The 20,532-nt window shown below is 58.9% G+C and carries 18 protein-coding genes and 3 pseudogenes; 13 read left to right on the forward strand and 8 right to left on the reverse strand.

The window, feature by feature from the left end; all coding sequences use genetic code 11:
• Nucleotides 1–2: 2 nt before the first annotated feature.
• A pseudogene (locus E4S61_RS09570) lies at nt 3–227 on the forward strand (NAD-binding protein); the annotation flags it as partial.
• Nucleotides 228–328: 101 nt separating this feature from the next.
• On the forward strand, nt 329–532 hold the full coding sequence (locus E4S61_RS25840) for a hypothetical protein (RefSeq protein ID WP_209309473.1): 204 nt from the start codon (nt 329–331) through the stop codon (nt 530–532).
• 129 nt (nt 533–661) lie between these two features.
• Here E4S61_RS25840 and E4S61_RS09580 read toward each other — a convergent pair whose 3' ends face one another.
• Complete coding sequence (locus E4S61_RS09580; RefSeq protein ID WP_135303712.1) at nt 662–871, reverse strand: hypothetical protein; 210 nt, start codon at nt 869–871, stop codon at nt 662–664.
• 242 nt (nt 872–1,113) lie between these two features.
• On the opposite strand from E4S61_RS09580, the gene E4S61_RS09585 reads away from it, so the two are divergent.
• The 6 genes and pseudogenes from E4S61_RS09585 (at nt 1,114) to E4S61_RS09610 (ending at nt 6,965) form a co-directional block, all read left to right on the forward strand.
• The gene (locus E4S61_RS09585; protein WP_135303713.1) at nt 1,114–1,686 is read left to right on the forward strand and encodes a metal-dependent hydrolase; all 573 of its coding nucleotides are present in this window, start codon (nt 1,114–1,116) and stop codon (nt 1,684–1,686) included.
• Between the two features lie 266 nt (nt 1,687–1,952).
• Nucleotides 1,953–2,201: a hypothetical protein gene (locus E4S61_RS09590; protein ID WP_135303714.1), complete on the forward strand. Its 249-nt coding sequence runs from the start codon at nt 1,953–1,955 to the stop codon at nt 2,199–2,201.
• Nucleotides 2,202–2,480: 279 nt separating this feature from the next.
• Nucleotides 2,481–2,801 carry a DUF5783 family protein gene (locus E4S61_RS09595; protein WP_135303715.1) on the forward strand — a complete coding sequence of 107 codons (321 nt, stop codon included), beginning with the start codon at nt 2,481–2,483 and terminating at the stop codon, nt 2,799–2,801.
• A gap of 262 nt (nt 2,802–3,063) precedes the next feature.
• Nucleotides 3,064–4,257 carry an RNA-guided endonuclease InsQ/TnpB family protein gene (locus tag E4S61_RS09600; RefSeq protein ID WP_135303716.1) on the forward strand — a complete coding sequence of 398 codons (1,194 nt, stop codon included), beginning with the start codon at nt 3,064–3,066 and terminating at the stop codon, nt 4,255–4,257.
• Between the two features lie 139 nt (nt 4,258–4,396).
• Nucleotides 4,397–4,615: pseudogene (locus E4S61_RS09605) on the forward strand (RNA-guided endonuclease TnpB family protein); the annotation flags it as partial.
• Between the two features lie 1,036 nt (nt 4,616–5,651).
• Nucleotides 5,652–6,965: a polysaccharide deacetylase family protein gene (locus E4S61_RS09610; RefSeq protein ID WP_167768460.1), complete on the forward strand. Its 1,314-nt coding sequence runs from the start codon at nt 5,652–5,654 to the stop codon at nt 6,963–6,965.
• 51 nt (nt 6,966–7,016) lie between these two features.
• Here the strand turns inward: E4S61_RS09610 and E4S61_RS09615 are convergent, their stop codons facing one another.
• The 3 genes from E4S61_RS09615 to E4S61_RS09625 form a co-directional block, all read right to left on the reverse strand.
• Entirely contained in the window at nt 7,017–7,955 is a 939-nt protein-coding gene (locus tag E4S61_RS09615; RefSeq protein ID WP_135303718.1) for a DUF5995 family protein, read from the reverse strand.
• Between the two features lie 160 nt (nt 7,956–8,115).
• Nucleotides 8,116–8,409 carry a hypothetical protein gene (locus E4S61_RS09620; protein WP_245180659.1) on the reverse strand — a complete coding sequence of 98 codons (294 nt, stop codon included), beginning with the start codon at nt 8,407–8,409 and terminating at the stop codon, nt 8,116–8,118.
• Complete coding sequence (locus E4S61_RS09625; RefSeq protein WP_135303719.1) at nt 8,406–9,233, reverse strand: succinylglutamate desuccinylase/aspartoacylase family protein; 828 nt, start codon at nt 9,231–9,233, stop codon at nt 8,406–8,408. Before E4S61_RS09625 ends, E4S61_RS09620 begins: the two co-directional genes overlap by 4 nt.
• A gap of 680 nt (nt 9,234–9,913) precedes the next feature.
• On the opposite strand from E4S61_RS09625, the gene E4S61_RS09630 reads away from it, so the two are divergent.
• Nucleotides 9,914–10,123 (forward strand): hypothetical protein, encoded by a 210-nt coding sequence (locus E4S61_RS09630; RefSeq protein WP_135304683.1) that lies wholly within the window; start codon nt 9,914–9,916, stop codon nt 10,121–10,123.
• A gap of 151 nt (nt 10,124–10,274) precedes the next feature.
• A complete protein-coding gene (locus E4S61_RS09635; protein WP_135303720.1) occupies nt 10,275–10,715 on the forward strand; it encodes a hypothetical protein in 441 nt (146 codons plus the stop codon).
• 294 nt (nt 10,716–11,009) lie between these two features.
• On the opposite strand, the pseudogene E4S61_RS09640 reads toward E4S61_RS09635, so the two are convergent.
• From E4S61_RS09640 to E4S61_RS09655, 4 genes and pseudogenes are all read right to left on the reverse strand, one after another.
• A pseudogene (locus tag E4S61_RS09640) lies at nt 11,010–11,242 on the reverse strand (zinc ribbon domain-containing protein); the annotation flags it as partial.
• 678 nt (nt 11,243–11,920) lie between these two features.
• Nucleotides 11,921–12,904, reverse strand: coding sequence for an ornithine cyclodeaminase family protein (locus tag E4S61_RS09645; protein WP_135303721.1), 984 nt, complete (start codon nt 12,902–12,904; stop codon nt 11,921–11,923).
• 177 nt (nt 12,905–13,081) lie between these two features.
• Nucleotides 13,082–14,530: an aldehyde dehydrogenase family protein gene (locus E4S61_RS09650; protein WP_135303722.1), complete on the reverse strand. Its 1,449-nt coding sequence runs from the start codon at nt 14,528–14,530 to the stop codon at nt 13,082–13,084.
• A 272-nt stretch (nt 14,531–14,802) separates the two neighbouring features.
• Nucleotides 14,803–15,939, reverse strand: coding sequence for a dipeptidase (locus E4S61_RS09655; RefSeq protein ID WP_135303723.1), 1,137 nt, complete (start codon nt 15,937–15,939; stop codon nt 14,803–14,805).
• 296 nt (nt 15,940–16,235) lie between these two features.
• On the opposite strand from E4S61_RS09655, the gene E4S61_RS09660 reads away from it, so the two are divergent.
• From E4S61_RS09660 to E4S61_RS09670, 3 genes are all read left to right on the forward strand, one after another.
• Nucleotides 16,236–17,894, forward strand: coding sequence for a BCCT family transporter (locus E4S61_RS09660; protein WP_135303724.1), 1,659 nt, complete (start codon nt 16,236–16,238; stop codon nt 17,892–17,894).
• Nucleotides 17,895–18,204: 310 nt separating this feature from the next.
• Complete coding sequence (locus tag E4S61_RS09665) at nt 18,205–18,579, forward strand: RidA family protein (protein WP_135303725.1); 375 nt, start codon at nt 18,205–18,207, stop codon at nt 18,577–18,579.
• A 349-nt stretch (nt 18,580–18,928) separates the two neighbouring features.
• Entirely contained in the window at nt 18,929–19,702 is a 774-nt protein-coding gene (locus E4S61_RS09670; protein WP_135303726.1) for an IclR family transcriptional regulator, read from the forward strand.
• Nucleotides 19,703–20,532: the final 830 nt, after the last annotated feature.

Consider the following 20,532-nt stretch of genomic DNA (forward strand, 5'->3'; position numbering starts at 1 on the left):
TGATGCGAGTGATCATCGTCGGGGCTGGTGAAGTCGGCTCCAATATCGCAGCCAGTCTGGCCGATAGTCACGATGTCGTCGCCGTTGACGTCGATTCCAAGACGGCCGAGGAACTCACCTCTTTGAATGACGTGTTGGCGATAGAATGCGATGGAACATCGCTGTCGGTCCTCGGAGACGCCGGGATCGGCAAAGCGGACATGCTCATCGCCAGCACCGACGACGAGACCTGTTTACGACCGCGAATCCGAGTGCGACCCGGCCAGTCCGTCTGAGCGGAACCGTCGTCGAAGCGGAGACGATTCGAGACATCTACGCCTACACGCTCGTGAGCAGGATCTTCTTCATCGTCGCCACCATCTTCGTCGTCGACGCGTCCCGAGTGCGGTTGACAGTCACCGCGTTCGAGGCGATGGGGGCGGCCACAGTGACCTTTTTCAACGTCGTCCCGGCCTTCGGTATCGCTGGCCCACTCGAAAGTTACGACCCGTTTTCGCGGTCGAAGAAACTGGTCATGACCTTCCTCATGTGAATCGGTCGTATCGAGACCATCCCGGTGTTGGTGTTGCTAACGCCGTCGTACTGGCAGTCGTGATTCCGTTGTGGACGACACTGAATAGCGGCTCGGAGAGGGCGAAGACGTGAGCTGCGTAGTCAGCAGTCACCGGTCGCTGGACCGAACGATGTGTTCGTTCGCTGTCCATTTATCGACGTGTGCGCTACAGAACGCCACTTCGCGGCGCACGTTCGTGTCGAAACACGGCACAGTCGCGTTCTCACAGCAGTACGGATCGAAACACGGTACCGGTGTTTTGCCGTCGTTAAGCGTAATCTGGTCCCCACCCGGAGCGTCGTCTTGATCGCCACTCATGTTGTATACTTGCTCTTTCACGGCTTTGCTGGAGTATCAATATATGCGCTACTTCTGCAAGTTGTTTATAAGTATGTGTGGGGTGTTGGCAGACGAACTGTCGAGTAATATACCTATAGAGATGACCTGTCGCCTGCTCCATAGTCCGCGCACCGATAGTCGGCTTACCAGACGGTAGGCACCTCAAGTTTCTCTACGCTCAGCGCGAATTTTTGTGGGTGTGTTCGTCTCTCAGTAGTAGGATGTATCTGCTCGGCCATCTCGGAGTTGGAATGCTCGCGTTCGCGCCGCTGGCCCATCGCCTCTGTCGGACCGGTCGCGGCCGACTGGCCTGCATTGGGATGGCTACGGTACTCCTCTTGGCGTCGTCTCCCGACGTCGATACGTACATTCCGGGCATCGCGCACCGGGGTATCACCCACACCGTGTGGGCGGCGCTTCTGGTCGGCGCGCTGCTCGCGTTCCTTGGTTGGCGGATTCACACCGACGATTCCGGTCGGAACGGTGCTGCCGGGTTCGCTTTCCTGCTCGGCATGGTGAGTGTCGGCTCACACCTACTCGGTGACGTACTGACGCCGATGGGGATTCGACCGTTCGCGCCGTTCGTCGGGACGGAGTACACGCTGTCGCTCGTCGTCGCCCGCAACCCTGCGGCGAACCTCCTGCTTCTCGTTGCAGGCGTCCTCTCGCTCACCCCTTCCCTCGGGCGCACCTGGGCCCGGGTCGGATATCCACTCCCATCGTGGCCGGCCCGGCTGCCGGATGGCCGGTCGGACGTCGCGTCGTCTGGTCCCGACCCAGTCGGCGAGGACTGAGTATCGTCGACTCGGCAGTGCTTGCGTACGTACGCGACCCCGACTCGATGGGCCGACCCTATAGTAGCCGTTGAAAATCGATGCACACCCGACCGCATGACGGTCGGGATTCGCCGCAGCGCTCGGTACAAACCCGCCGACTCACTGTGACGTTCGGGCGGTCGTATCCGAGAGACATACAGGGAGTCCAGGCGTACACTGGTCACGATGGCGTATCAGATGCTCACGCGCAACCAGAAGACGATGCAGATTCGACGAGGCACTCTATGAGTTTCTTGGCAGCAGTGGTTGTCCTCATAGTGGGGTTCGTCTCCGGAGTCATCGTTAGATGGGTCGCCGGTCTCGCCGCGATCATTGCCCTCCTGTTAGTGATACTCGGAATAGCAGCACCAGACATCGGTCTCGTCAATTACGTTATTCAGCAGTACTACACTGGTAACGAGCTATTGTTCCTCGCTGGATTGTTGTTCGGTATCGACGCCAAACAAACGAAGAAAGTCGTGGTCGAGCGCTGAAACCGTTCCGAAGAAGGCGGAATCCACTGCGACTACCATGCGACCGTCTTCGAGAAAGTCATAGAGCTAATCCAACGCGAGTGAGAGTAAAAAGACGCCTACAACTGTTCAGTCGAGTGATGTCCACTTCTGTGCGAACGCAGCGGAATCTCGACCGTCGGTAGGATCGTCGCGGTCGCTGGGACTGCTACGGCTCTCGGCGAGTCGCTCACCCTGGGTTCACCCATCGAAGATGGGACAGTCACAGCATCTTTTCGTCTGCGTGGTCTCTCTCCGGTGATGACCGAGTTCGACCCGGAAAAGTTCGAGGATAAGTACCGTCACTACTTCGAGGAGCTGGAAACGGCATATTCGAATGCCTATCAGAAACTCCACGGCCGGTACGATTCCGAGGTGCTTCGTGGGATCGACCGGCAGGTCCTCAGTGAGAGCGAACCCGTATACGAGGGAAACGGCGAGTTCCGCGTCGTACTGCCGGATGATACGCCAGAGCGGGCCGAGTCGCTGCCCGGCGACGAGGAAACGTTCGACACCGTGCTTACCGCCTATACCGACAACATCGAGGCCGAACTTCGCCGTCTCTTCGAGTTTGATTCGTAGTCGGGAGGAGTGGCCGTGTCGGCCTCCCCCGATCGAATCCGAGATTTTCTAACCGACGAGCGAGAGTCTGCATTCCTCACTCGGATTTGAACGGGTGGTAATTCGAGGAGTTCGATAGGGTCATAATGAATGCGAGGCGGAAACCCGCGCCTTTAGGCGCGGGAGGAAGCCGACACCCCGCTACACAATCTACGTGCATCGGCAGACCGACTCCCCCACCAGTAGATTAAGATTTAAAAATGCTTGCTGTGTTGTGAAGTACGTGGAGGTCCGTCGAACCGTTCCCGTCAAACTCGATGTGGACGACAGCGACGCGGATCTTCTTCGAGAAACAATCCAGCAGTTCCTCGACTCTGCCAATTATGTTGTAGACGTTGCCTCTGAAGGAGAGTCTGTCGAGACACGCAAGTCCGTACTTCACGAGGAAACCTACAGCGACGTGCGCGACCGAACTGACTTGCACAGCAACCACGTTCAGTCTGCACGCGACCGCGCTGTAGACGCGCTCAAAAGCGTCGTCTCGAAATGGAAGAAAGGCGAGTACGCCTCTCTACCGACGTTCACGACGCCGTTCTGTGAGTACAACCAGCGCAACGCGACGTTTTACGACGACCACGCCACGCTGTCCACCATCGACGGGCGTGTTACCGTCGACTACATACTCCCTGATGAGGACCGCGACACTCCTCACACGAAGTACCTGTTCAATGAGGACTACGAGCGGACAGGTGCGACACTCCACGAGCGCGAGGACGGACTCTACCTCCATATCCGAACAAAGGCGGATATGGACGCCCCCGAACATTCTGAGAACGGAACGGTTCTCGGGGTAGACCTCGGGGTCGAGAACATCGCTGTTACCTCGACAGGGGCGTTCTGGTCTGCCGCCGAACTCGCCCATTGGCGTACTGAGTACGTCGAGCGCCGTCGGTCGCTTCAGGAGTGTGGGACGCGGTGGGCACACGAAAACGTCCAGTCGGTCGGTGATACGGAGACAGGGCGGTTCACACAGGAACTACATCGCATTGCGAACGAGCTTGTCAAGGAGGCTTTGGAGAACGACTGTTCGCATATCGCGTTCGAGAACCTGACAGGCATTCGTTCTCGAATGCCAAACGCCCGGAAGTTCCATGAATGGACGTTCCGACGCCTGTTTGAGAACGTGGAGTACAAAGCCGAGGAATACGGTATCTCGGTTGAGCAGGTGAATCCAGCGTACACGTCACAGCAATGTTCGACGTGCGGGTTCACCCACGAGGAGAATCGCCACGGAGAGTCGTTTGAGTGTCAGCAATGCGGGTACGAGAACCACGCTGACTACAACGCCTCGAAGAACATCGGTCTGAAACTCCTTCGCAACCAAACTGGCGGTGAGGGAGGCGCACCCGTAGGCGTGCGCTTGAACAGTGGGATGTTGAACACGAACGGAGTCACATCCGTGCCTGAATTGGCTTGAGTGGGAGTCCACGCTGAATGCCACGGCCTTCAGGCCGTGGTAGCTTACGTCTTTACAAGCGGTCTAGAAGAATTCCCAGGGTTATATCCATAGTTAGAATACAAATATTAAGTAAATAAAATTTAATAAAAAGACAGCGATGGAGTACAGTCACCGCTATCCTGCATACCCAACACAAGAGGTAGCGGAACGACTGGGACGTCACATCGACATTCACTGTCAAGCGTACAACTACACCCTATACGAATACGAGAACGTGGACGCCAACGACATCGGCTCCGCGTACAAACACCACGGACGACTTCCCGGCTGGAAAGACGAGTTCCCCGTTTTCTCGGAAGTCAACTCGAAAGCACTCTAGCGAACTGTTGCTCGGTTGGCTCTGTTGAAATCATATTCTTCAGACACAATATGGAATGAAACAGCCGTTAGATAGAGCGTGCTTACAACATGAATAGTGTCTGATTCTACCTCCAGAAGCAGGTACCAACTTCGCTCCGCAAAGCCTGCAAATCTAGTTGGTGAAAGAGCACATCTGGCCAAAATCATCTCGGTCACAACCCTCTTTGAAATCGATGTTGAGTGTAGACCGATATCTGACATCGGCGACGACACAATCCACATTTCTCGATGTTGCGAACTCCGTAACGGATTTTTCTATCCAATCGGTTTGGTCTACTCGGACACGGACTGTATAGTCGCCCGGAGTACTTCCCCATTCACACTCCGCCACAGCCCCATCGTTGTATTGCCCACCATTCTCGAATTCACGTGCTGCTTCAACCCTATGTGAAGAGGAATGAACAATCTCCCCATCTCGTTTTACTTCAAGATCAAACCGGTGTGGCGAATCTGTGTCCGCATTATGGACTCCAAACCATCCGAGCTGAGTAGTTGGGTTCACGGTTTCCCGAATAGAGGAAACACATCCACCACTGACGGCTGGTATCAGTATTCCAAGTGTGGCAATGAAACTCCGACGTTGCACACCCATATTTCATTTGCTCATCAGTAAGTGCTTTCCCCGTATTGACCACACCCGGGCCAGGACTGGTCACCTGCTGAGGATTTCAACAGAGCCGCTCGGTTCTACCACAACCTCGACGGACTCTCCGAGCAGAAACAAAACGGGGACAAGGTCGGGAAGTTGAAGTGGAAGTCACCGCGAGAGGATGCGAGACGATCGACCGACACAGTGGGGACCCACAGCACCGGAAATCGGAGAGGGAATCTCGATACCCAGCGGCACTCCTAGTCGTGATATACAGTTGAAACGCACATAACCAGTGGATACTAGACGGGACGATGAAGCCGCTTTGAGCCGGTTTACTGTCTATCTAAGCGCTATTTAGCCACCACAATATAAAGAAGTGACATAACGAATGACGGGGCAGATGAAGCGAAACACCAATCGCCGGATGTTCCTCACTGCGACCGCATCGAGTGCTGCCATGTTCGCAGGCTGTGGCGCACTTGGTGATACCGACCCACAGAATACCGAAACGCCCGCGGGCAACGAAACAGCTACGCCCACTGCGACGCCGGAAACCGAGACCGGAACGGGGACGCCCGAGGAGACGGGGACGCCCTCCCAGCAGTTCGATTATACGAACCGGGGGGAGGTCCTCGACGACTTCGAGAACCTCGAGTACTGGGGGACGATTCAGGGAGACGTCTCCGCGGAGACCGAAGACGTCTTCCGCGGCAGCCAGTCCGTCCGCATCCAGAACCCGGCCGGTGGTGGCGCGGGGATGTACAAGGCCTACCCGGACGGCCTCGACCTCACGAAGAACAACCTCTCGATTGCGGTGAAGATGGAAAAACCCAGCCCGGGCAAGCTCGCGATGGAAGTCATCGCGCCCGCCCGGAGCGACCACCTCGTCTGCCGGCGCTACATCCCAGACGCCATGGACGGCTGGATGCGCGTCGACCTTGGCTACACCGGCCTTCGAGGCGACCCGATGCTGGAGAACGTCCAAGAGCTCCGCATCGTCGTCCTCTCGGACGGTGAACCCATCAACTTCGTCGTCGACGACCTGCGTAAACACCCCAAGCAGACCGATAAGGGCCGCGTCGTCCTCTCCTTTAGCGACAGTCACGCCTCTCAGTACGACGTGGCGTTTCAGGAACTCAAGAAACGCGACATACCCGCGATGGTCGCCGCAGTGCCAGACCAGATCAACAGCGACGGCGCGCTCACGACCGGACAACTTCGAGAGATGCAAACCGCCGGCTGGGACGTGGTCTCCTCGCCACACGTCGGCACGCCGTTGCCCGAGATGTCCGAGGACGAACAGCGTCGGACTATCAAGCAGACGAAGGAGTACCTCCGTCTGAAAGGGTTCCGAAAGGGGATGCAGTTCGTGGCCCTCCCCTACGGGCAGTACAACTCGACGACGCTCGACCTCGTCGACGAGTTCCACGAGTATGGCTTCGCCTACGGTGCGGGACCGAACATCGTCCCACCGGTCGGGAAAGAGGCCGTCTCGACGGTCAGCGGCGCAGACCTGAACGGCGCGGCTCGGATGATCAACCTCGCGGCGAAGTACAACCAGCTCACCGTCGTCAACTTCGCCGACATCGGCAAAGAGCAGGACGTCGATACGGAGCACTTCAACCACTTGCTGGACATAATCGAGGACTGGCAACGCCAGGACAAACTCGAAGTCGCCACGCCCTCTGACATCCTGAAACTAGAGCAGTCCTGAGACGCCGGTTACAGGCAGAAGCGCCCCTCAACGGTTCCGTCGCCGCCAATCTCAGGCGATGTCATCGAGACGCGTCTGTAGCGTCTCGACCGAACTGGTGACATCCATTCCCTCGCGTTCGAATCGTTCGAGTTGCTCTAAGAGTTCGGAATCGGCTCCTGGGCTGCAAAGGAACGCCGCCCCACCGGTAGCGGCCGTTCGCAGCATCCAGTGTGCAACTGGCCACAGCGCCGCCCACCTAGCAGTGGACAAGACGACGGCCACTCGCCAAGCGTGCGCGCGCCCCTCTGTGAGGCCGAGCAGCGAGAGCCACTCGTCCAGCCGTCCGAGTATCGCGTCGATATCTTCGATTCCTGGAGCATACATCGCTGCCAGTGCCGACTGCTGGGTGTCGACGAGACGGGCGAGTATCTCGTTGACGGCGCAGTGATCGGCGTATTTCGTCGCTCGGTTCGGGTCGATCCCGACGTCTCGAAGCGTCAGCGCGAGGTCGTAGTTGATGTGTGCATTGATACCGAGGAAGGCGTCCTGTATCACGAGGGCGTCACCATGGCGTGCCGTTCCGAAGGCGATACGCCACGGGGTGGGCACGGCATCAAGATTGCCGGCTTCGAACGCCAAGAATGCGCGTCGATAGTAGTTCGCGAATGTGACCGTGTAGGCGCGCATCCACGCCAGGTTCTCGAAGTCGCCCCGGTCGATACCCGCCCAGATCTGTCGGGTCATGCGACTGTAGATGGTGAGAAAAACCGAACGCCGGTCGCCACGAGCGACGAGGAGCCCTTCGAGGTGGCGGAGGCCTTCGTACGCGTCCTCAACCGACGTGTACGGAGACGTGACGGCCGAAACGAGTTCGTCGTCGGGCGTGCTGGGAGATTCGTACCGGCTGCGGTCGTAGCGAATCGCGCCCAGCAGCCTTCGAAGCCGCTTGGTGGCTGCGAGGTCCGTGAGTTCGCTGAACGGCCGCCGAGCGGTACTGGAAACCCTCATGGTACTCTTTCGACTCACCACATAATAGCTACTCCGTGTGAAATTGTCTACCGTCTGTTCTCCTTTCGATACTGAGAGCGACGCCGACTCCGAGGCGCGAATACACCGTCACCGTCGAAGACGGCGTGCCAGCGCTCTGTAGCTGTCCAGCGGACGGCTGTCAGCGAATGGTACGGTATCCGACACCGGCGACGACGGCGACAGCGTAGCTTCCCAGCAGGAAGGGTGCCCAGAACACCCAGAGGGCGTAGTTCGGAAACAGATAGCTCCCGACGGAACTGCCGACCATCATCACGAGGTAGCCCGGATACGCCAACGGCGTCAGTAGTCGACCGTCCAAGCTGCCGACGACGAGTGGGACCGTGAGGAGGGAGAATACGGTCACGACGACGCGGCCGGCGAACACCGTCCGGAGATGCCGAAAGTCGAATCCACCCGCAGTCGTGTCGCTCATCTGCTCCCGTCACCCGCCGTGATTTCGACCCGCCCGTCACGCCGCGGGATGCCGTGTTTCGCCAACAGCGTCTCGGCGACGAGCGACGTCCAGCGTGCCGCAGTCGGCGGATCGAGAATGAACTTCGTCGACTCCACGATGTACCCCGGAAGGTCGAGGTCACCCGCGACTTTGTGGACGAGAAGCGGCGAAGACCCGTCGAGGAGGTTCCCGCGCTCGTAGCGATGATACGGCATATACCACGGGACGACGGTATCGTTCGCGGTCTCGATGGCCGTCTGCGCGTACGTCGGTGCCGGGTCGACTACTGTCGGAAAAATCGCCTGCCCGACGGCCGATTCGTGGGTTCGATACACGCCCTTCGAGGAGTGTAAATCGAGGACGACATCGGGGTTGGTATTCTCGATCAGTTGCCAGATAGCCCGTGCGAGTTTCGTCTCCGCCTCTCGACCCGTAGGGAACTTCCGATTCAGGTCACCGCTGTCGTTGTGTCGCGTCCCTCGCTCGATGGCCGGTCGGTTCGCCTCCGGAAGGACGACCAGTTTTCCGGCGTCGAACTTCCACGAGGCCACGTCGCTCGCCGCCCGATACCCGCTCGGTTCGTCACCGTGCATCCCGCCGCCGACGACAGCGGTGGGACCGTCGTTCGGCGCATCGATGGTGACCACGTCTGTTGCGTACTTCGTCCCCGCAAGAAGCGTCTCCGTCGTGCGCGTCCCCTCACCTGCCTGTGTCATCGTCGTCGATGCCGCCCCGCCGGTCCCGATAAGCGCTGACCCACCGAGGGCCGCCATCGAGTGGGTGAGGAGCGTCCGTCGTCTCATTGTCGGCCATAGCTTCCACGAATGGAAAATTATCGGGGAGCTAAGTGCGTTCGCCGTGTCTCGTTGCCGCGAGAAGGGTAGTGCTCTACCGCATCCTCACTGCTATTGGTTTTGACATCCACCCACGACTGAAGTTGTGGGCTTTCTCCTTGATTTCGTGTAAGGAGGTTACACCGCGCTTTTCAGCGCTCTACAGAGAGGCCCGACTGTTCGAGACGCCCACACGGCGGCTTTCGTAGGTTGAGCACGTTATGACATCTTCCCCGCCGTGAACGACGGGGGACTCTCTCGCTGGTGAAAGGTAAGATTGGTCGAGAAGCGGATGTGGAACGTCCCGGAAAATGCGGAATCCACCGCTACTACCGTGCGACTGTCTTCGGGAAAGTCATACTCGACCACGGTGTCAGAGAGCTAATCCAACGCGAGTGGGCGCAAAAAGACGCCTACAACCGTTCAGTCGAGTGAAAGTTGAGAGTTACCAGGACGACAGTCCCGGAAGATCGCTTGTCAGGTTCGATAAGGCAGGGATACGCTCGATTATCTCCCGCTACCTCGTCGTCTTTACCGAATACTGATACAATAACAATATGCATAGTGGGCGTCTCTCAGGGCGAATGTCGACAGAAAGCCAACGCCGCGCATTAGAAACGGTCGAACAGTCTGGACGAGACCCCTGGACAGTGGCATCTGCAGTCTCCGTCGTACTTGCCCTGTTCGTGTATTTCGTCAACAAGGACAGAGAGATGGGGATATTTATCGGCCTGTGGGCGCCTACTATCCTCGCCTTCGCCAACTATTTCAAACAACAACGAATGTACGAAGCGATGAATCGCCTTCTAGAGCGGGAGGGTGTCATCGACCGAGTGGAGAAGATTGTACAGGGCCGGTAGCCTGCGCTCTCTGCGGAGAATAACAGCGACAAGCAACTGTCGAGTTGGCGAGATGTCGGTCAACGAGTTATCGACACGCTCTCGACACTACGGTTCTCGGGAGTCGGGAATCGACATCTGGTGTTATCTCTTCGGGCGACGAAGGACGTGTATGAACACACTCCGCAAATCGGTCGTGAGTCTGCTCGCAGGGATACTCGCCTTCGCTATCGTCGGCGTCGGCGTCACGGAAGCCCTCGCGCCGCACGTCTGGCCCTCCGCGATGCTGGGACTGCCGGCCGGCTTCGTCGCCGGGATGGTCGCGCTTCCGCTCACGTACCTCGGACTGACCTACCGAACTGAACGCCGAGCGACCGGACACGCATCCGTACGAACACGGCGTCGGCTCCGAACGTTCGCTGGGGCGACCGTCGGTTTCGTCGTCGGCGGCGGGCTCGCGATGGGAGTCGTCTGGACGCAGGCCATCGGGCTCGCGACGGCGATAGTGTTCGTCGGCTTCCCCGTCGGTCTCCTCTCGGCGGTCGTGGCCGGCTATCTCGCCTTTCGCCGAAGTTCCGTTGACCGGCAGCCGCCGGGGTCGACAGCGCATTGACATCCTCCCGCGCCTACAGACGCGGGAATCCACAAAGTGGAGATTCAGATTGCGCGTTTCCTCGGTTCTCAAGTACGCTTTCGCGTGGAACGTCGAAGGTCGCCACCGAGTTGTGACCAACGGTGTGCTTTCCAGCGCGTGTAGCCCTGTCAATGGGGCCTTCCTCCCCGCATACAGCAGGCGTCGAAGACGGCTGGTTATTCACCCAGCGAGGTAGCACGGGTCGCCTCACCCGAAGGCTACGGAAATCGGAGATTTCCGTGCGCCCGAAAACGCTCTGCGTTTTCGAGGATGTTAGGCCGTGCATGGTTCTCCCTCCCGTTGTGCGATATTCTCCGAAGCGCTCAGGTCGGCGTGTCGTCCACGATCGCACTCCGAACACGAAAAGTGGTCGCCATCACGATTGCCCATCGACCCACACACCGCTGGCTGGTGTGGTAGGCATCGACCGTCTCGACGCGGATGCCAGCGCGTTCGGCTTTGTACGTGATGAACTGTTGGAGCTGATGGAAATGCCACGAGGCAATCAGTCCAAATTCCGACCCTATTCGGGCTTGAGCGAGCCCCGATAGCGGGGTCGAAGCGTAGGGGGCAGCCGAACGTACCCTCTGCAGTCATCCGCGTCTCCGATGGCCGACGGGATATTATTTGCATCCGTCTCAGGTGAGAAGTGCGCGTTCTATACTCACGACCACACCGACGACTATCCGTGGGTTCTACTTGAGCCGAATGTTCTGTTCGGTACCGGTGACATCGACATGTCGGTTTAGAAGACGTATCGGGGTGTGTCGCTCTCGTTAGGGCGAATCCGAACCGACGAATCACCGTCTCGCAGCCGGACTCCATACAGGGGCCGCCGGCCGAGGGAAGCAGGAGCGCGGTGGGTCGAATGCCGAACGAATTGCTCACAATTCATCTAATACTCGAGTTCACCGTCTGTTTCTACCTCTTCCAAAATAGAAGTATTTTACTCCATTTAGTATTTATTTCTCCGAATATGACCTCGCTTCTGCCACACTCGCTCCGGGTTCTTGATAGTAGGTCTATAAAATAGTATAAAGTGTAGATCGTGCCATTTTCTACCGACATTTCGTCCAATTTGGGCTCTGAATTCGGCGTGTCCGTAGAGTGCGCCATCGCGGCAACTGCGGTTCGTGAACGCAGTCCCGCTATAGGGGCAATTGACTTCGCCGACAGAACCCCAGTCAGGCGAATTCGAACGTCTCGACCGAACTGTTTCCCTCCCCGTATCTGTGTAGGTGCTCTGCGATAGCAATATCTTGTGAACCCAGCCCGATTGGTACGAATACGACTCGATCGTCCGGATCTATCGCTCGTTCGTACCCCCCGTCGAGTACTTCACCGATGGTCGCACTTAGGTCAGTAGCTGTCAGTTCGTCACGCTCCGCCAGACCGGCCAATGCCCCGCGTTCGAGACACTGTTCCGGATGGTCGACGAAGATGTGGTCCGAGTCGAGAATCGTCTCTTCCGGTAGTTCTCGATACGAACCGAGTGCGATAATGAATTCGTCGCCGTCAAGCCACGCTTCTTTCAATACGGGCGACTTCGAGTTCGTGACCGTAATAATCGCATCGCTCTCGACGACGGCGCTGGGAGACTCTTCGACGACGATATCCGCATCAGTCTCCGTCTCGAGGGCGCTCGCGAGCGAATTGGCGGCTTCGGTGTCGGTGTCGAACAGCCTGAACGTCTCCACATCGGTGAGACGGTCAATCGTCGGTATCTGGAACTTTGCCTGGAATCCCGCCCCATAGACACCGACCGAAGCAGGGCTCTCTCGCCGGAGCTGTTTCAGGCCGATAACGGACTGCATCGCGGTTCGAACGCCGGTGATGTACATCCCTTCCATTATCGACGTGAACTCGCCCCTGTCAAGGTCGAAAAGCAGGATCTGAGAGCTGATCGGTTGATCGGTATCGGCGTCCCACGTCGCGACGGCCCACTTCATACCTGCGACCTCCAGCCAGTCGACATACGCCGGCATGTCGATGGAAAACGCGTTTCTGTCCGGCCAGCCGCCGTCGTCTCCAAGATGCATCGTCAGTTTCGAGGGATTCAGAACGCGCCCCTGGGCGGTCTCGACGTAGGTCTTTTTCATCACCTCTAGCACAGCGTTCAGTTCGAGGTGAGATTCGATGTCACGCTTCGAGTATAGTTTCGTAGCCATGGTCTCTCTGAACCGTTTACCTGTCGTATACGCCACGGCGTCACGACCGAAGAGCGTACGGTACGCCTCCGGCGACCCCGTGATTCCGCCAAGCGCGGCCCTGGTGCCATTCGTGGCTTGGCCGCCCTGTGGCATTCGTTGCCTTGTCTCGTCGTGTCGCTATCGGTCGGCTGTCGGTTAGGGGTCCGTCCGATAGACTGCTTTCTCGTGCGTGTAGAATTCGTAGGCCGTCTGTCCCATCTCTTTCTGCGTCTCGGACGAGGAGGCTTTCATCCCGCCGAACGGCATCTGTATCTGCGAGCCGGTCGTCGCACCGTTGACCTTAACGACGCCTGCTTCGATGGCGTTAGCGAACCGGCGCGCGGAGGCCATATCGGCGGTGAAGACACTCGACGAGAGTCCGAATTCGACGTCGTTCGCGATCTCGATCGCCTCATCGAAGTCTGACGCCTCCATAATCGAGAGGACCGGGCCGAAGACCTCCTCCTGAGCGATTCGCATATCACTGGTGACGTCGGTGAACACGGTGGGCTCGATGTAGTACCCCGATTCCAGTCCGTCCGGCCGGGTCCCACCAGTCAGTAGTGTTGCGCCCGCTTCCTTCGCGATATCGATGTAGTCGAAGTTCGTCTCGTCCTGCTCTTCGGAGACGGCTGGGCCCATATCGGGGTCGTCCATGCCCGGCCCGACCGAGAGGGACTCGGCTCGTTCGACGACGGCGTCTGTGAGTTCGTCGATGACGTCTTCGTGGACGATGAGACGGCTGGTAGCGGTACACGCCTGGCCGGTGAGCCCGAAAGCGCCTCCGATGGCGGCGTCGGCCGCGTCCTCGATATCCGCGTCCGGAAGCACGACCTGTGGGTTCTTCCCGCCCATCTCCGTCTGGATAGGGATTCCACGGTCGGCGGCAGCCTGGGCGATCTGTCGACCGACGCCCGTGGACCCGGTGAACGAGATTCCGTCGATGCCGTCGTTCGTCGTCAGTTCGTCGCCGACGGTCGAGCCGGACCCGACGACGAGATTCACGACGCCGTCGGGGACACCGGCTCGCTCGAGCAGTTCGACTAGTTGTTTGGCGATCATCGGGGTCTGCGACGAGGGCTTGAAGACGACGGTATTCCCCGTGACTAAGGCCGTCGCGAGCTTCCACGAAGGCGTCGCAATCGGGAAGTTCCAGGGCGTAACGAGCGCGACGGTCCCGAGCGGTTCGCGGATGGTGTAGGTGAACGTGTCGGGATCGCTGGAGGGAATCGTCTCTCCGGTCGCTGTCCGGGCATAGCTGGCGAAAAAGCGGAAGATTTCCGCGGCTCGAGATACCTCGCCGCGACTCGACGAGAGAGCTTTGCCTTCCTCTTTCGTCAGCGTCTGTGCGAGTTCGTCGACGTTGTCGTCGATGAGATCTGCGATGTCATATAACAGCGAATCGCGTTCGTCCGGCGTGGTTTCTTCCCACGCCTCGCTGGCCTCGGTAGCGACGTCCACCGCGTTGCGTGTCTGTTCTCGATCGGCCCGGGGGAACGTAGCGAGTGGGTCGTCGGGGACAGCAGGGTTTCGTACTGTCATCTCGTCGTCGCTGTCGCCCTCGATCCACTCGCCGTCGATGTACTGGTATCGCGTGTCGGTCATAGTTGGGTAGCCTTCGGGATGGGTGGTCGACCGGACTTCCGAATCGGTGCGCCACACCACTTCCGAGCGGGACACAAACCGGGGTTTCACCGAGTCGCGGACCGGGCGTTCGGGTCGATCCGACGCCTAGCGACCGTCAGACTGGTTGCGTCCGTTCTATCCAGTCGTACAAGATAGAGCGTTATAAAATCACCGGTGACTCCGTGCTCAGTCCGATTCGTCCGAGTCTTGTCCTCGGGTGCGACGGTACGACGTCGCGCTCGCTGAAGGGTTTACACCGCCCGTTCCCAGAATCGGAGGAAATTCTCGCCCAGAATCCCCTCGACCTGTGCCGAGGGGAATCGCTCCCCGAGTTCCGCTCTGATCACCGGCCAGTCCGTATACGTTTTGAAATCGCCGATTCCGGCCGCGATGTTTCGCTGCTCGACCTTCTCGCGGTCGAACCCTAGCTCGATGATGTGTTGCTTGTAATACTCGAGTAGTTCGCTGGGGAACTTCGCGTCCGCCGGATAGAAGTCAGTCCCGATGCCGATGTTGTCCGCACCGACGATCGAACGCGCGTAGTCGAGGTGCTCGAAGAAGATATCGAGCGTCGGCTGGGTTTCGCCCGGAGCGATGAACCACGGTAGCGTCACGATGCCGACATACCCGACTGCGTCGGCGAGCGCTTCCAGTTCCGCATCTGACTTGCCGCGATAGTGGTGCGAAACGCTCTGACAGGTGGCGTGTGTCACCGCGACCGGCTCGTCGGAGTATTCGATGGTATCCAGCGTCGTCCGTTTCCCGCAGTGAGAGACGTCGACGACCCCACCCAGTTCGTTGATCCGGTCGACCGCCGCGCGGCCGAATGTGGATAGACCGCCTTCAGAGGGGTCGTTACAGCCGGTGCCGAGCATATTTTGGTAGTTATACGTAAGCTGGAAAATACGCACTCCTTCGTTGTATAGCACGTCGATTCGATCCAGCGAGCCGTCGATGGCGGCCCCGACGTTCTGCGTGTTCAACACGATTCCCACGTCGTCGCTCCGTGCCACCTGGCGCGCGTCTTCCGGGGAAGTTACCTTGTGTAACCAGTCTGCGGCGTCGAACCTGGCTTGCCATCTCGAGAGGTCCCGTCGCTGCCCGGTCCGCTCAGAGACGTGTGACTCGTGCGTCCACGGGGTGACGCTGAGCAGATTGACGCCCGCGGCTTCGTAGATCTCTCTCACCTCGTCCCGAAACCCCTCGTCAGTTTCGAAGGCCCGGACTTCGTGGTCCCAGATCGCCTCCCAGCACTCGTCTTTTCGCTTTCCCGACGCGACCATCTCTCTGATCGCCTCGTTGATCTGTTCGCTCCCGCCGTACGACCTGATGACCTGCTCCCACGGCGCTGACGACGTATAATCGAATACCGGCTGTTGGTCGGCCATATCGTACCTCTGGTGGGATATCGGTTTAAATCTTGGGAGCCCACACCAGAGCCTGACGCTGTCGGTCCAGTCGCGACCGGTCACGGTATGTCGCTTTTCGAGGGTGAGTCTCAGTCGGCGAGGTCTCATGCTGGGTGGGCAAATCTGCCGGAGACGTCTGTGCTCCTCCGGGTATCGGACGGGGCTATCACGCCGTTTCCGACGGCGGGGAGAGACCCTACTTGTTCTAAACACCATGATAGATGGACCACAACCTATATCACGAATGAACTGAACAATTATGACGGAGCGATACTATGGCTCAGTCAAGCGGGAGAAGCGTGTTCAGTCAGTTCGTAGATGAGATCGATACCATCCCGTTCGCGTTCGGGGCGCTCGTCACCTTCGTGTTTATCGGGTTGGCAGCCTTCCGGACCGAATGGATATCGAGTCAGATTACGACCGCGTTCAGCGTGTTCGGGGAGGGCCTCGCGTGGATGTACCTAGTAGCGATGCTAGTGATGCTCATCGTCTGTGTCTATCTGATGGTGAGCCCCTACGGACGAATCAAGCTGGGGGACGAGGACCCCGAGTACAGCAACTTCTCGTATCTGGCGATGTTCTTTTCGGCGGGTCTTTCGGCGGGAATCGTTTTCTTCGGTCCGGTCGAGGCCCTGACCCACTACGGAACCGTCCCACCCCTGTTCGCCGGGACTGCCGAGGCCGGGACGACGAGCGCGATGGTGCCGGCGCTCGCGTACTCGATCTTTCACTACGGCGTCTCGGCGTGGGGTGGATACCTCGCGATAGGCATTCCCGTCGCATACTACGCGTACAGACGCGATGCGCCCTTCCGAACGTCGACGGTGCTGATGCCTGTACTAGGGCGTGAAAACCTCAATGGCGTCATCGGGCGTACGATCGACACCCTCGCGGTCGTCGCCACGCTCGGCGGTATCGCGACGGGACTCGGATTCATTGCGACGCAGATACTGGCCGGTATCACCTATCGGACCGGGATTCAGTTCGGGAACGTCGAGACGGTACTGGCCATTACCGGGATAACGATCATCTTCACGATATCGCTGATTGCCGGTGTGGACCGTGGGATCCGCCGACTCTCGGACTTCAATATCGTCTTGATGACTGTCCTGCTGTTCGCGACGCTTGTCGGCGGTATCGTTATGAGCAGCATCTCCGAGCTGGCCGTGCTGAACACCGGTGCGCTGGCTGTTGGGACGTACATTCAGAACTTCTTCAGGATGAGCCTGTTCACCGGTGTGGGGCTCGAAGGTGGTACGGGATGGACGTCCTTCTGGACGGTGTTCTACTGGTCGTGGTGGATCGCGTGGGCGCCGTTCGTCGGCCTCTTCCTCGCACGCATCTCGAAGGGCCGAACCATCCGCGAGGTGCTGTTCACCGCACTGGTGACGATGACGCTCGTCTCTATCGTCTGGTTCACCGTCATCGGCGGCACGTCGATGTTCCTCCAGCAGGCCGGCGTCGTGGACATTCTCGGTGCGGTCTCCCAGTACGGCGACGGTGTCGCCGGCTACGCGTTGTTCGGCGCGCTGCCACTCGGTGTACTGTGGCAACCACTGTTCCTGATCTTGGTGGTGACGTTCTTCGCGACGTCGGCGGACTCCTCGACGCTCGCCGTTGCGATGTTGACCACCGGCGGGAAAGAGAACCCCTCCAGCCTCAACCGGCTTTTCTGGGGCGTCCTGCAGGGCCTCATCGCCTCGATCCTGGTCGTGCTCGGCGGCGCGAGCGCGCTGCGGTCGTCGGTGATCGTTACTGGCGCTCCGTTCGCGGTCGTATGCGTTCTCTCGCTGTTCGTCTTCATGCGGGAACTCGGGTCCGACCACGGAGCGATGATATTCGACGGGAACCGAACGTGGTTCCGGAGTCCCGATTCCGCGAACCAGTCTACGGACGTCGTCGCGGAGGAACCCACTCGCGCTACGGACGACTGAGAGCATCGTCTTCGGCTTCTGCCGCTGCTCGCCCGCTCCCGGCTCGTTCTGACCGTATTCTTTCCTCACGTCTCCCCGGAGGCAACCGTGTGTGAACGTCGTAGCCCTGACCGATACCGCGGTCTCTTCGAGACCGGATAGTCCCCTCGAGTTCGTCGATATTGGTGCGGTTTCGCCTGGAAGCCGGTAAAGAGGGTGACTTTCAGCGTTAGATGCTGAACCCCCGCGGGACTACCGCTTCGGACAGTACTCGACCGTCGCTCCAGGAGGGATAGTAACGCTTTTTTGTCGGTACCGAATCCGTGGGAACGTGGAGCACATACAGACGGATACAGCGCCGTCCTTCGACGGGCTTCCGATCGGACAGGCTACGAAACACGGAGACTCAATCTATCTCGCACAGTCGCCGCGGGACCCGGAAACCGAGGAACTGGTCAGTCGGGATCCCGCCGAGCAAGCCGAACAGGTCTTCGAGAACATCGAGGCCATCCTCTCGGCCGCTGGTTCGAGCTGCGAAGATATCGTGAAGGCGACCGTCTATCTCACTGACTTCGACGACGCGGACGCCGTCAACCAGGTCTACAGGAAGTACGTCGGCGAACCGTTCCCGGCGCGCTGTGCCGTTCAGGTGGACGACCTGGCGGGTGACATGAAGGTCGAAATCGACGTCGTCGCGGCGGCCTGAGTCCGGGCCCCGCGCTTCCCGAACCACATCAGTCGTCTCTCCTTCTCGCCGACCTCGTCCGGCAGGTCACTCACGGCTACGACGCTGATGTCGCCGCCGACGCTCGTCGCCTTTTCGGGAGTGAGTCAGTCGGGACACTCATCGATTCGCCGAAGCGACCACCGAGTGGGAACTGAGCGTCCCAGTCGGCCAGCGCTCGTACAGTGTCGCGGCGCCTGTGTACAGGTACTCCTCGGTGGCAGCGAGTCGCTCTCGGCGACACGCGTGAGTGTACCGATAGAGAACGATTGTTTCTATCTCGCGAATAATCGGGCCAGGTTTTATACCGGTGGTTTCCATACTTCAGAGCATGACCGAGGACGAACCGAACGGGGCTGGAACGATCGGGGCAACGGAAACCTCGTTTGCCATCATCGAACGGTTACGGGAGAGCGAGGGGGAACGGGTTACAGCGCTAGCAGACGAACTCGAGTTATCGAAGAGCACCGTTCATAACCACCTCAGAACGCTCAACCGGTTAGGTTACGTCGTCAAGGAAGGGAGCACGTACCACCTGGGACTGCGATTTCTGGACCTGGGTGATGCAGCGCGGGCCCGGAGAAATCTCTACGAAGTCTCGAAACAGGAGATGGACGAACTGGTGTCGACTATCGACGAACACGGCCACGTCATGGTCGAAGAGATGGCGCGAGGGGTGTACATCTATCAGTCGAAGACCGAACGAGCCGTGCAGACTGACTCCCGTATCGGGACGACGGTCGATCTGCACGCTACCGCGGTCGGCAAAGCCTATCTCGCTCATCTCCCCGAGGAACGACAGCAGGAGCTACTCGACCAGCTCGACTTCGTACAGCGAACAGAATCGACGCACACCGACCGGGAGGCGTTAGAATCCGAACTCGTGGATATTCGTCAACAGGGGTACGCCCTCAACGATCAGGAATCGTTTGCCGGAATGCGAGCGGTCGGGGCGCCTGTCCTCGGTCCGAACGAACAGGTGCTAGCGTCGATAAGCGTCTCCGGCCCGACGACTAGAATGAGTGGAGACCGCTACCGGGTCGAGCTGCCCGAGATGGTCCAGGAGACCGCTCGCATTATCGGTATTAGAGCGACCTACTCGTAAGCAAGAGCGAACAGTCGTTCTCTATCGCGACGTGCTCTCCCGACGGGACGATACGGTCACAGTCCAAACACGCTCCAGAATAATACCAGTACATACGTTATTTCGGTCGTATCCGTTGCCGGGATGGCAGCTATTGTGGCACCTTGAATGCCGTTCCCAAACCACATGCGCGGGAGTCAGTCGGATAGCACTCGTGTTGACCCTCGGCCCGGCCGGACACTCCTGAATCTCCTAACATCTGTACGCTCGTTATTCAGTGTCGTCTACTCCGCAGGTCTCTCGGCTCACACCAGCTCGAGTAGGGAACCAGGTGAGTCGATTTTGCGACGATAGAGAGACTGTTCGGTATCGGTACAATTCAACCGTTTCGGTACGCTGGCTCTGTCGAGGTGAGCCGTCGACCATGGGTTCAGCGCTGGGCGCAGTCCGCGTCAGGGTTCGGGCTTCTACTACTCTCCGGTTCGGAGAGAGCACTTCTCGCTTTTGTGACGGTACTCTCGAGAGAGGGTCCACCGTAGTCGCTGACGAAGAGGCGTATCGGGGAGCGTGAGACGAAATCCTTTTATATTGGTGTGCGCCAGTGGTGGACACATGCGACAGGCACAGTACGAATGCACGGTGTGTGGAAGGACGCTCAGTTACCGGACGACAAAACACAGCGGTTGCCCGGACTGCGGCTTCTTACCCGTTCACAGCGCGGACTGAGGGCCGGAGCGAGCGCTGTCTGAAATAATCGCAGTATATGATTGAACTGTCGTCCTCGGCCTGACGACCACGGGTGAGACACCGGACGAGTCCCTGCACTGCGGGTTGTGGTCGGCTCGCCCAGT

It is taken from the genome of Haloarcula amylovorans (assembly GCF_004681185.1).
GTDB classification, from domain to species: domain Archaea; phylum Halobacteriota; class Halobacteria; order Halobacteriales; family Haloarculaceae; genus Haloarcula; species Haloarcula amylovorans.